The sequence below is a fragment of the Chryseolinea sp. T2 genome (assembly GCF_037203685.1).
In the GTDB taxonomy this organism is placed as follows: domain Bacteria; phylum Bacteroidota; class Bacteroidia; order Cytophagales; family Cyclobacteriaceae; genus Chryseolinea.
In genome coordinates this window covers 334,042-346,780 of the sequence record NZ_JBBCAU010000009.1, presented here as the reverse complement: position 1 = coordinate 346,780, position 12,739 = coordinate 334,042, and the positions used below count along the sequence as shown (strand labels likewise).

Sequence of the window (12,739 nt, the reverse complement as noted above, 5' to 3'; positions counted from 1 at the left end):
AAGTGCAAATATAAAAGTTGCCTTGAAACTATCGCAAAAACCGGGAAATACTTTATTGGAAGGGACTTGAGGGGGGGCAAACTCCGGAAGAACCGGCGGCCCCCTCCCCGGGAAGGCCCGGGAAGGGAAAGTCTGGGCTCCAAAACCGCCGTAATCTCACCAAGTGGGTTGGCTGGATATGAGCGGAGGACAACGGACTATGATCTACTAACTACACAACTGAATAACCGCGGCCTTTAGTTCAAGGCCAAACAGTTACAAACAAACTCCCGTTGCGATCAAACACAAGGGTAACTTCTTCATTACCCTTCTTAAGATACGTTTCATGAAACGGATCCGTGTTGACAACAACATACAGACATTTCACCATCTCCCATCCTCTGTAGTTGGTTTCCACAAAATCGCGGACGGTACCCGGCAGTTCAACGGCAGGCACCTCGTTCTTCATTTCACTTACTGAGCCCGACTCATCAAACATGAGCATCATCCCTTTGTTGCGCAATTTGAAACGAGCTTCGTAGTTGGGTTCATTGTAATTCCATGCGACGTCTTTGACGTTAGGATATAGTGCAGTAAATGACTGCATAACAGGCGTTGGAATGGAAGCCAATGCTCCTTGTGCTTTGACCAGCGTGGTGGTCAGCACGAGTAATGCAATTCCGATCAACGTTTTCATAAGATTAAAATCTAGTGACCATTTAAAGTTTATAACAACTTACCTGTAGCCTAACGGTTGAACTGGATCAAGTCAGCGATTAATACAACCACTCGTCGACAGGTAAACCTAATTTATCGATTTTTTCTGAATAGTTTGAAAAGTCACAAGCATCATTCGAACCAAATCTTCGCAACTGTTGCGCTGGCGGATACTCATTTTTGGACTTTCTTGTTATGCATTCAGTTTGATCGACTTACGATTATGTTACTATGTAAAAATCGTCGATAAACTGATTTCCGAAAATGATAAAAGTGCCAGATCGTGATGATTATTATCACGAATCGTAGATTGTGAGAAACACCGCAACGGCTTCAACAGCCGGCACGTCGGACTGTTTCACAATGAAACATCGCGGCGCATATCCATACCGTTGCGATCAGGAATCACCGAAAAGAGTCAACTGATAAATATTAGCACGTATCGACAATAATCGGTGTGAAAAAATCCGTCACCCTGGATGATTTCCTCCACACTTTTTAATTCCAAAAATGAGAATTCGTCTCAAGGCGTGATTAGAGAAGACTCTTGTGATCAGCTAATTAGGAGTGCGATGAACTGAGTGACGTATAGCTTCCCGCCGTAAAAGGCAAAAGATTTGCTGTTGCGCAAAACGTTTACGCGCCGATTTCACAGGACGAAAGTCGTGAATCAGCGACAAAGCGTATCTTTGCCCCACTTATGCACTTTAGAAATTTACTATTACTGTGCGTACTGACCGTGGCTGCTCATGCCACCTATGCTCAGTTAAATGTGCGGCCATTAATTCTTGGACAGGATCCAATATCTACCAATGAAAATGTTCCTATCACTATTCCCTTCACTGCGCTTAGAGTAGTAGATCTTGATGATAACTATCCGAATGGATTCACGATGTCCATTGACGCCGGTACTAACTATACAGTTAACGGGCAAGAGATCACACCCGCGAGAAATTTTCACGGTCGCCTCAACGTACCGGTTCGTGTCAATGACGGAGAGGATGACAGCAATACATTGACTTTGATCGTTACGGTAAATGACATCCCTAATGTAAAACCCGTAATAAATTCTGTTCAGTCGTTGTCTACAACACGCGGAACACCGATCACACTTACGCTCGCTGATTTCTCCGTAACTGATCCCGATAATCTCTATCCGGATGATTTCACTCTAAGAATATTCAGTGGTGCAAATTATAGTCGCAGTGGCACAACGGTAACGCCAAACGCAGGATTTACCGGAACGCTCAGCGTAAGAGTAAGAGTTGATGACGGAGAAGATGAAAGCGTCGATTTCAATGCCGATGTGGTAGTAAACGCACCGTTGAACGTTGCTCCCGTAATAACAGGGCAATCTACGTTGACAACACCACAGGCGACAGCCATCACTATAACAACCGGAGATCTTACTGTTACCGATCCGGATAACACCTATCCTCAGGACTTTACTATTTCGCTGCAACCTGGAACTAATTACACGGTCAATAATCTAACGGTTACTCCTGCGCCGGCATTCACTGGCGAGCTAACGGTTCCGGTAAGCGTAAACGACGGAACTACTCAAAGTGCAGTATTCAATCTCAAGATTGATGTAACACCGGTTAACCAAAAACCTCAGATCACCGGACAGGTTGCACTGAGCACTGTTGCTGACTCTCCAATAACAATCGAGTTTGGCAACCTTACTGTAACTGACGATGACCCCTATCCTACCGGCTTTACCATGGCGCTCCGCGCTGGTGCGCACTATACCTTTTCGGGAAGGACAGTCACGCCGGAGGCAGGCTACGTTGGGCCTATCAGTGTTCCTGTCTCTATCAACGACGGAGAAGTTGACAGCGATATCTTCAATGTTGTTATCGATGTTACGCCGAAACCAAATACCAAACCTGTTATCACAGGACAAACTCCGCTTAGCACCTTCATCGCTACTTCGATCACATTAAAACTGGCGGACTTTCAGGTAACGGACCCCGACAATGTGTATCCAAACGACTTTACCCTAAAAGTTTATCCTGGCGTTGGATACTCCTTCAGCGGTACCACCATTACACCGAACCTGCTATTCCTTGGGACGCTTACCGTACCAGTGACAGTCAACGACGGACAGACAGAAAGCGACCGGTTCGACGCAAAGATTCTGGTGACTCTTCTTCCGAACGTTGCACCCGTCATTACGAATCAGACTCCTCTTTCTGTTACTTCAAGCAGTAACCTCACCATTCAGCTTGCAAATCTTTTCGTCACAGATCCAGATGACACCTATCCTAATGGATTTACACTGACAGTTTACAATGGTCAACACTATTCTGTGAATGGAACAACGATCACTGCAGATGCCGGTTTTACGGGTACCTTGAAAGTACCTGTAACTGTAAATGACGGCCATTCTGAAAGTGCGCGATACAATCTTGATGTAACAGTCAATGCACCGGTCAACGTTGCCCCAACGATTACTGCACAATCAACTCTGGAAATTAATGAAGACCAGACACAGAATGTTACACTCGGAATGCTCACTGTAGTTGATCCAGACGATCCCAACTATCCCAGCGGGTTTACGCTAAAACTACGTCCACCGGCTACCAACTCAAACTACACGCTCGATGGCAATCGCGTTGTGCCTGCTAAAGATTTCAACGGCACGCTTAAAGTGCCGCTCGTAGTTAATGATGGCAAGGATGACAGTCCAGTTTTTGAATTAATCATAACTGTAAGGCCGGTCAATGATGCTCCAACTCTTGAGGGACAAAAGGTACTCACAACTTATGTGACCACTCCAATTACAATCAGCATTTCCGATCTGGTAATTAAAGACCCGGACAATGACCCAGGTGATATTACTTTCAGAGTAAATAATGGTCCGAATTATACTTTCAGCGGACTAACGGTAACTCCAAATACAAACTTTAAGGGTGAGTTGAAAGTGAATATTACCCTCAGCGACGGCCGTGCGAATACAAATGCACAGGTCAGTGTCAGGGTAAGCGACACTCCGAACGTAGCACCAATAATAGAAGGTCAGTCGCCCAATCCTTTTATCGTAACCCAGAACACGCCGCTGGCGATTGAAATTACGAAGCTAATCGTCACCGATCCGGACAATACGTTTCCAACAGATTTCACACTTACGGTTCTTAGCGGAGCCAACTACACAGTTTCCGGCACCACTATTACTCCGGCAAGCAATTTCCTTGGTTCGCTTCAGGTGCCTGTGACAGTAAGCGACGGTACTGCCAATAGTGCACCCTTTACGGTGAGTGTTAGCGTTGTTGCCCCGAGTGCAAGGCCCCAAATCACCGGTCAGCAGAGCCTGGTGATGAATGAAGATGAAACACTAACGATCGCGCTTGCTGATCTTCTTGTCACAGACACCGACGATGTTTATCCAAATGGATTCAAACTTGATATTCTCACCGGATCCGGCTATACGTTCAATGGTACTTCTGTGACCCCCGCGAAAAATCTCAATGGATTTCTAATTGTGTCGGTGAAAGTAACAGATGCCGGTGGAAAATCGAGCGATCCATACGGACTGGCTATTCTTATCAAACCCGTTGATGATGCTCCGGTCATTACGCAATTCGAAACGACGCCACTTTCATATGAACCTGGAGCTGAATCCATATTCATCACGTCTGTATTTGATGTTGAAGATGTGGACAATGACTACCTCAGCTTCGCCGAAATAGGCATTCAAAAGAAGGTCTATACGAAGGGCTATGATGAGTTGCTGTTTTCAAGCACCGCAGCTATACGCGGAGTCTTTGACGCCGACAGTGGTAAACTTTCACTGATAGGGTATGCTACGCTGGCAGAATATAAAGAGGCCATCCGATCAATTAAGTATCACTACCGACTCAATGAGGATGAAACAGGAACTCCCCAGGCATTACCGGGAGATAAAGTCATCTATGTCTCCGTTCACGACGGACAGCTCCCAAGCGAGACAAGAACCAGAAGTATTCTCATGGAGACCACAATTGACCTTCGGATTCCAACTGCGTTCTCACCTAACGACGACACCGTTAATGAAACATGGCAGGTGCTCGCACTCTCCAATCCGCAGCAGTGTGAAAATGCACTCGTTCGCGTTTACGACAAGCGTGGCGTGCTGCTTTTCGAATCGCGGGGCATTGAAAAGAAATGGGACGGCACTTACAATGGCGTACTCCTGCCCACCGACACCTACTACTATACAGTGGATCTTAACCTATCTTATGCAAAGCGCACTTATAAAGGCGCGGTATCATTGATGAGATAAGGAAGATGCACCATAGCGAGTTACAATTGAGTCCGGTGTTAAACGGCGTATGTGAATGACCCTGAGGATGAAGATCGTGTTAAGCGCGGCGGCAAACCATTTCAATTAACTGTTTTCGTGTTCTGTCATGCGGGCCCTGATCACGGACTCCAGCTTTTTCTTTCGAAGCTTCCAAAAAGAATCAAAGTAATCAATCCATTCCTGCATTGCGATGAAACCATCCTGGCTCAGGATGCAATAGCGTTCTCTTCCAATCTCGTTGATCTTCACGAAGCCCGCCTCCTCCAGAAGTTTGATGTGCTTGGACACCGCAGGACGGCTGATGCTAAAATTGGCCGCAAGGTCGCTGATCGTAAAGGTTTTATGAGACAGCAGCCGAAGGACTTCGCGTCTGCTCGCGTCAGCAAGTGCGGAAAAGGGGTCAATTGACTGCGTGCGTGGCTTCATATGTTTTTAAGGTTTCAATTAGTCTTCGCCTGATGGACTTTTGCCAGCCGACATTCATGAAGAAATATGCGAGGTAGTTTTTCATCCCTTTAAACCCTTTGTGCTCAAGCAGCAAGTTTGTCCGGGATCCTGCTGGCGTAATCGTCCAGGAAACAATCGTATCGAGGCTAATTGACCCATCGCCCGGCCCTCCCTTCCAGCTAAATGACAATTTCTTCCCTTCGACAACTTCAAGCACTTTGCAATACACCTTACCATCAAACGGTGGCAATGGCCGCGGCCTTGTATGAAACATAAATTCATGACCAACTACCGGACTGAAGTCATTTGGCATAAGCCATTCCGAAAGAATATTTGTATCGGTCAGGCACTGCCAAACCAGCTCCGGAGGAGCATCCAGCTCCCATAGTTGAACAATTTCCTTAGTCATTGTGTAACTTTTTAGTTACGCAATGATACGTAACCCAAAGGTTACATATCAACTTTTTCTGTATCTATTTTTCAGTGCTTAATGTACTGCGTCTATAATGACAATCCAGAGCAGGTGCCGGGCTACCGCTTTTCTGTCCTCCAAAAGCGGTTGTTTGTCCAATTTTCGCATCCTGCCTTGACATTTTGGCGATATTGGAATATGCCTGGTTCTCAGAATACCAACGAAGTTTCCAAATATGGATATCAAAAATATCGCATCGTTCTTCATGTAGCATTCTGGTCATCGATCGTCATATACGATGTCGTTATATGGGGACTCGTTGATGGAAAGTATGTCGAGAAGTTTGTATCAACAATGGCTGAACTGCCCATCAAGATGGCTGCGGCCTATTTTACTCTCTATGTTCTGATCGACCGGTACTTTATCCAAAAGAAATATGCCCGGTTCCTGATCAGCCTGGTCGTTTCCATGTTTGCCTCCGGACTGATTCTCCGCTTCATGGGATACTACTTTCTTTACCCCATCTTCTATCCGCAAGGACTCACAATCCCCCTGCTATTTCTTCCCAAGATTCTGATTGCCATCTTCTATACCTATTCCTGGGTCGCTATGCTGGCGGCCGTGCATGTTGTTCGCAAATTCTACGAACATCAGTATCAGGCTAATCAGTTGTTGTTAACTACCCGTCAACTGGAGAAAGAGAAGCTGGAGGCAGAATTAAAATTGCTGAAGTCGCAAATTCATCCGCATTTCCTGTTTAATACGTTAAACAATCTTTATGCTCTTGCGCTAAGCCAAAGCAGCAAAACACCGGTGATGGTGCATCAGCTTTCCGAGCTGATGAGTTACATGCTGTACGATAGTCACCAGCAACTAGTAGAGTTGCAAAAGGAAGTAACGCATCTTCAACACTATATCGCCCTCGAGCGACTACGATATAATGAGCTCGAAGTAACGTTTGCCAATTATGTCGCTGCTGAAAACATAAAGATCGCACCGCTCCTGTTGCTTCCCTTTGTTGAAAATTGTTTTAAACACGGCGACAAGCATAAAAACAGCTGGATACATTTCGAGCTTTCCCTCAACGATGGAAACCTAACGTTCAAGACGGAAAACAAAAAGCCGGAACGCGCAGACGAGCAATCGCGTGGCGGCATCGGTTTGGACAACGTAAAAAGGCGCCTGACCCACGAGTATCCGCAGCGTCACGATTTACAGATTTTTGACACAAGAGACACTTACCTGGTGGTGCTTCAAATATCACTTAACGGAAAGAGGGAAAAATTAAGAATTAAGAATTAAGAATTAAGAATTAGCGAGAGGAGGATCGTAAGGTTCACCACTATGAATAAAGACCAAACGCAATTGCTTGACTATTGGAAACATCACACTCCAAAACTAACGGAATGAAAATAATTGAAATAAGCGACGTGACATATCACACGTGTAAAATGACGAATAAGGTGGAAGACGAAGTACTGAACCAATTCATAATTCTTAATTCTTAATTCTTAATTCTCATGAGGTGTCTGATTGTTGACGACGAACCCCTGGCCCGGCAGTTGCTTGAATCATACGTTGGGCGAATCGCTGAGTTGTCGCTGGTTGCCAGCTGCGGCAGCGCGATGGATGCGTTCGACGTACTTCAGACGCACAGTTTAGATCTGTTATTCCTCGACATTAATCTCCCCAATACGAATGGGATTGAGTTGTTGAAATCTCTTCAGCAGCGGCCACGGGTTATTTTCACCACTGCCTATCGGGAGTACGCGTTCGAAGCCTACGACCTCGATGTGATCGACTACCTGTTAAAGCCCATTTCCTTCGACCGGTTTCTTAGGGCCATCGGCAAAATCAGGCAGCTGAAGAAATATCAACCCATTGAGCAAAATCAGAATATGCCGTCTGCGTACGATGAAGCCTTTCTTTATCTGAAGGAGAATCGTGAACAGGTGAAAGTATTTCTCAAGGATATCCTGTATATCGAAAGTCTTCGCGACTACGTGCGCGTTAAGACGGCATCGCGTGAAGTTGTGACCTATCAAAAGATCAGTTATCTCGAACAGAGATTGCCACAGAATAAGTTCATCCGCGTTCACCGCTCGTTCATTGTATCCATTGACCACGTTGTGTCATTCACTAATAGTCAGGTGAAAGTCAGCGACTATACGGTTCCTATTGGTCGCAACTACAGGACCTTCGCGCTGGCGGGGTTCATGAGTCAGCCTCACAGGGCGTGACGTTTGTCGGATAAGCAGGTCGTTTGTAAGTTAACAACGGCGAGTGTCAAGGCTGCATCGCTGAAGTCTGTTCATCATGTAACTTCATTGCATCCAGGCCGTGTTTAGCATGTAAATCGGGCGTCGTCTAATCCAAAGCATTTGCCATGCAATGGTGTCGGCGATGCAGATTGTTAGTCAAGCGACATTAATCATAAACCTGCGCAATGAGCAATATTCAACTTACAATAAACGGAGTGAGCAAACACTTCGATGTCGATTCCACAATGCCATTACTTTGGGTGATACGAGACTTTTCCGGTCTAATGGGGACAAAGTATGGATGCGGCGTGGGACAATGCGGCGCATGCACAATTCACATCAATGGAAAAGCCGTTCGGTCGTGCTCCATAACGGTCGGGGCATGCGCAGGAAAGCCTGTCACGACAATAGAGGGGTTAAGCTCTGACGGCACACATCCGCTTCAAACGGCATGGGCAGATGTCGACGTTCCTCAATGCGGCTACTGCCAGGCGGGGCAGATCATGACAGCTGCCGCCTTTCTGGATCAGCATCCTGATCCAAGTGACGATGAGATCACATCTGCAATGAACGGCAACCTATGTCGTTGTGGCACCTATCCCCGCATACACGAAGCGGTTAAAAGAGCGTCGCAGAAGCGCAAGGCCACCGGGTCAGAAACGAAAACAGCTAAACCCTGAGCCTTATTGCCATGAACCGAAGACAATTTGTACAAGCATCTGTGCTCACAGGCGGCGGGCTGCTTCTCACGTTTCATCAATCGGCGGCGCAAATGCTGACTGCTGGTCGCCCGAGCAACGGCGGTGACCATACCAAACAAGTCAACGATAGCGCTATGGGCGACTTGTTAAGCATTTCTGCCGATGGACGGGTGCGTTATCAATTTATCAAGCACGAGATGGGACAAGGCGTTTCCACCGCTATGGCGATGATCATTGCCGAGGAACTATGCGCGGATTGGGAGAAGGTATCGATCGATCTGCCAGATACAAACATGAAGAAGTTTCAGAACGACAGGAATGGAGGGCACGACACGGGCGGCAGCTGTACGATCATCTATCAATACGACGTTTTGCGAAAGGCCGGTGCTACGGCGAGACAGATGCTGATCGCTGCCGCTGCAGCGCGGTGGAAGGTAACTCCAGATGCATGTTATGCTGAAGGACACCAGGTTATTAACAGGAATACCCGCGCATCACTTGGCTTTGGTGCCCTTGCAGGCGAGGCATCCAACTTCGCTCCATCGCCATCGGAATCCATTGGACTTAAGGAAGAGCGAAAGTTTAATCTGATAGGCCAGTCCAAAAGTGCAAAGGTCATCCCGGACATAGTAACGGGTCGCGCAACGTACGGGCTGGACGTGAAGGTAGCAGGCATGCTGATCGCCGTCGTGGAACGTTGTCCCGTCTTCCGGGGGAAAATAAAATCGTATGATGCTAGCGAGGCAATGGCCGTGAAGGGCGTCCGCCATATCTTCACTAATCAACAAGTTGCCGGACTTCAGCGCGAAACTCCTTTCATGCCTCATGACATTCGCGAGGGCGTGGTAGTGGTCGCAGACTCCTTCTGGGCCGCGCAGCAGGCCCGAAGCAAGCTTCGCATTGTGTGGGACGAAGGCGCAAATGGCTCCAAAAGCTCCGCGGATTTTGAACGTCTTGCCGCCTTACGCGCCATCAACAAGACGTCGCCAACTGCATTCATCGGTGATGCCGATGCCGGATCGAACATGGCACATGTAAAACGTACCATCCGCGCTTCCTATGTGTTCCCCCATCAGCTGCACAACTGCATGGAACCGCTGAATTGCACAGCGAAAGTTTCAAACAATAAATGCGAGATCTGGATTGGATCTCAGGCGCCTAACCTTATCGTTACCGAGCTTCAGCGGGTATTCGGCTTCAATGACTCCGACATCATCGTTCACAATCATGTTTCCGGCGGAGGCTTCGGACGGCGATATTATCCGGATATGGCAATCGAAGCGGCGTTCATATCCAGGGAGTCGGGCGGAGCGCCCGTTAAAATGATCTGGACGCGCGAAGACGATCATCTTTTCAACCTCGCCCATCTCTTCCAGCATATGGAGTATCAGGCTTCAGTCGATCAACAGGATCAACTGTATGCCTGGTACGAGAAGGAGATCCGAACTTATACATGGGGAGCAAAGTATGCGGATCCACAACTGCCGTTTATGGCATATGAGATTCCTAACATCCGCTACGACTTCGAACAAATGATCGATGACGAACTCGTGCATTCCTCGGCGTGGCGGGGAGTGGTGGGACACGGAAGGTTCTACAGTGAGTGTTTTGTTGATGAGGTCGCAGCGGCAATGGGAAAAGATCCTTATACCTTCAGGCGCGAACTGCTCAGAAACAAGCGCGACGTTCAAGTGGGCGACATTTATCCGGTGTCGGGATCGCGCACGCTGAGGGTGCTCGATCTCGCTGTTGAAAAATCGGGATGGCTTAAGATGCATTCCAGCAGCGACACCGGTGGAACAAAAGGAATGGGAATGGCCGTTTGTCCCTATGGCAACAGCTACGTCGCTGTTGTGGCGGAGGTAACTGTCAAAGATCAACAATTACGGATCGACCGGATGACGGTCGCAGTTGATTGCGGCCTCGTCATCAATCCTTCCGGTGTGGCTAACCAGATCTCAGGCGGTATCGTCTGGAGTCTAACGGCCCTGCTATACGGTGGACTTCCCATAGTAGACGGCCGCGCCGTCTATCGAAATTTTCATCAGAATAAGCTTCTACGGATGCGCGAATGCCCTCCGATCGACGTTCACTTTGTCGAGACAAACGACACACGTCCATGGGGTGTTGGCGAGATCTCAAGTCCAATGGGTGTGCCTGCAGTGCTAAACGCCATTTATGCGGCTACAGGTAGGCGCATCAGGAAGGTGCCTATTGATATGAAGCTTTTTTCATCCGATGGCACAACTGGCTAACCGCTCGTTATGCCCTTCTTAATAGTGGTGTCTGCACTACCCTTCCCAAACTACAATGTCGTCCATTTCATACCAACCCGGATAGAGTGGCATCTTCAGTTTCTCAATCTCATTGCGTTTGGTCTTTAAAGTTGGAGTAAGTAGACCGTTGTCTATCGACCAATCCGATTTCATCACTACCGCTTTCTTCAATCTTTCGTGGGGATCCAGGCCGTCATTTATACTCTGAAGCAGGGCGCTGAATTCATCGCGCAATTGCTGTTTGCTCTTCACACGACCTGACTGTGATAACACTATCAATGCAATTGGCTGTGGAATTCCCATTCCAACAACGCATACCTGGTCGACCGATGAACTTCCTGTGAACAACATTTCAATTGGAGCGGGGTAAACGTACTTACCCTTGTCAGTCTTGAACTGATCCTTGATGCGACCGGTGATTGTGAGAAATCCTTCTTTGTCAATTTCCCCAATATCGCCCGTGCGCAGAAAGCGTTCATCATCGAATGCTTCCTTCGTTAGCTCTGGTTCCTTGTAATAGCCGACCATATTCCCTGCCCCCTTCACGCGGATCTCACCTCCTGCTGCAATTGTTGTTTCGAAGCATGAGGCCGTGACGCCGACAGTCCCTATTTTATTCAAACCCTTTCGGTTAAGATGGCTGACACAATTTTCTGTGAGGCCGTATCCCTGGAATATCTCTATGTCAAGACGATGAAACCATCTAAGCAATTCTATTGACAACGGAGCGGCGCCGGAAAATATCTGCGTGGCACGTGACAAGCCGAGTTTCCTTTTGATTTTCGATTTTATGATCGTACCAACCAACGGTATGCGAAGCAGAATGTCCAGTTTCCCCTGAGGAATCTTCTGTATTACGCCCTCACGTATCTTCGCCCACAAACGTGGCACGGCGACGAAATGATGCGGCTGGGTGGCTGCCAGATCATCATTAAACGTAGCCAGAGATTCAGGAAACGAGAATGTCGCGCCCAGGTAAATGCCAATTGTTTCGATTGCCATACGTTCTGCAGCGTGTCCCAGCGGCAAAAATGAAAATAGCGATGGCCGTTCACGGAATCCAAACTCTCTCGTTCCTGTAGTTGCTATTACGTCGAAGCCTCCCATGGAGTGCATTACGCCTTTAAATTTTCCGGTGGTCCCAGAGGTATACATGATCGTAAAAATCTCGTCAGGCTTCCAGGCGTAAACCACTGGCAGCGGGGTATTGTTGAGCCACTGTTCCCATTGAATCTCTTCCGATATACCATAGTCACCGATGCCGATCTTCAATATTCCGTCTGGTATGCCTTCCCTTTGTTCGCTGTAGTTGTCGAGTTTTCCGACAAAGATTGCCTTCACTTCGCCATGAGCGAGGATCTGCTTTATCGAAGATGCCGTTAGGGTGGCATACACCGGCACTGACACGTGCCCGCACATCATAATAGCAAGGTCGGCCATGATCCAGTGCGCACAATTCTTGGACAGAATCGACACGTGAGATCGCGGTGGCAGCCCTTTCAGACCAGTGGCTATTCTGCGAATCTCATCGCCAGCCTGACGGTACGTATAAGTCTTCCATTTGCCATTGAAAGGTTGTCTGAGGAACAATTCATCAGGAATGGCCTTCTCCCATTCAAGGAACTTTTGAAGGATACTGCTCATTAACGAAGTACTTTAAA

At 47.6% G+C, this 12,739-nt stretch carries 9 protein-coding genes; 5 read left to right on the top strand and 4 right to left on the bottom strand.

All coding sequences use genetic code 11. From position 1 onward, the window contains the following. Positions 1 to 241: 241 nt before the first annotated feature. Positions 242 to 676: a PepSY-like domain-containing protein gene (locus WBG78_RS26305; protein WP_337329501.1), complete on the bottom strand. Its 435-nt coding sequence runs from the start codon at positions 674 to 676 to the stop codon at positions 242 to 244. A 720-nt stretch (positions 677 to 1,396) separates the two neighbouring features. Here WBG78_RS26305 and WBG78_RS26300 point away from each other — a divergent pair. Then, on the top strand, positions 1,397 to 4,960 hold the full coding sequence (locus WBG78_RS26300; RefSeq protein ID WP_337329500.1) for an Ig-like domain-containing protein: 3,564 nt from the start codon (positions 1,397 to 1,399) through the stop codon (positions 4,958 to 4,960). 105 nt (positions 4,961 to 5,065) lie between these two features. Here the strand turns inward: WBG78_RS26300 and WBG78_RS26295 are convergent, their stop codons facing one another. Beyond that, a complete protein-coding gene (locus tag WBG78_RS26295) occupies positions 5,066 to 5,407 on the bottom strand; it encodes an ArsR/SmtB family transcription factor (RefSeq protein ID WP_337329499.1) in 342 nt (113 codons plus the stop codon). After that, positions 5,382 to 5,837, bottom strand: coding sequence for an SRPBCC family protein (locus WBG78_RS26290; RefSeq protein ID WP_337329498.1), 456 nt, complete (start codon positions 5,835 to 5,837; stop codon positions 5,382 to 5,384). Before WBG78_RS26290 ends, WBG78_RS26295 begins: the two co-directional genes overlap by 26 nt. A 201-nt stretch (positions 5,838 to 6,038) precedes the next feature. Here WBG78_RS26290 and WBG78_RS26285 point away from each other — a divergent pair, with 201 nt between their 5' ends. The 4 genes from WBG78_RS26285 to WBG78_RS26270 all read left to right on the top strand — a co-directional run bounded on the left by WBG78_RS26285 (position 6,039) and on the right by WBG78_RS26270 (position 11,057). Then, positions 6,039 to 7,142 (top strand): sensor histidine kinase, encoded by a 1,104-nt coding sequence (locus tag WBG78_RS26285; protein ID WP_337329497.1) that lies wholly within the window; start codon positions 6,039 to 6,041, stop codon positions 7,140 to 7,142. Between the two features lie 218 nt (positions 7,143 to 7,360). Beyond that, positions 7,361 to 8,080, top strand: coding sequence for a LytR/AlgR family response regulator transcription factor (locus tag WBG78_RS26280; RefSeq protein ID WP_337329496.1), 720 nt, complete (start codon positions 7,361 to 7,363; stop codon positions 8,078 to 8,080). A 206-nt stretch (positions 8,081 to 8,286) separates the two neighbouring features. Next, a complete protein-coding gene (locus tag WBG78_RS26275) occupies positions 8,287 to 8,781 on the top strand; it encodes a (2Fe-2S)-binding protein (protein WP_337329495.1) in 495 nt (164 codons plus the stop codon). Positions 8,782 to 8,792: 11 nt separating this feature from the next. Further along, positions 8,793 to 11,057 carry a xanthine dehydrogenase family protein molybdopterin-binding subunit gene (locus tag WBG78_RS26270; RefSeq protein ID WP_337329494.1) on the top strand — a complete coding sequence of 755 codons (2,265 nt, stop codon included), beginning with the start codon at positions 8,793 to 8,795 and terminating at the stop codon, positions 11,055 to 11,057. Positions 11,058 to 11,093: 36 nt separating this feature from the next. Here WBG78_RS26270 and WBG78_RS26265 read toward each other — a convergent pair whose 3' ends face one another. Beyond that, positions 11,094 to 12,722: an AMP-binding protein gene (locus tag WBG78_RS26265; RefSeq protein ID WP_337329493.1), complete on the bottom strand. Its 1,629-nt coding sequence runs from the start codon at positions 12,720 to 12,722 to the stop codon at positions 11,094 to 11,096. Between the last annotated feature and the right edge of the window lie 17 nt (positions 12,723 to 12,739).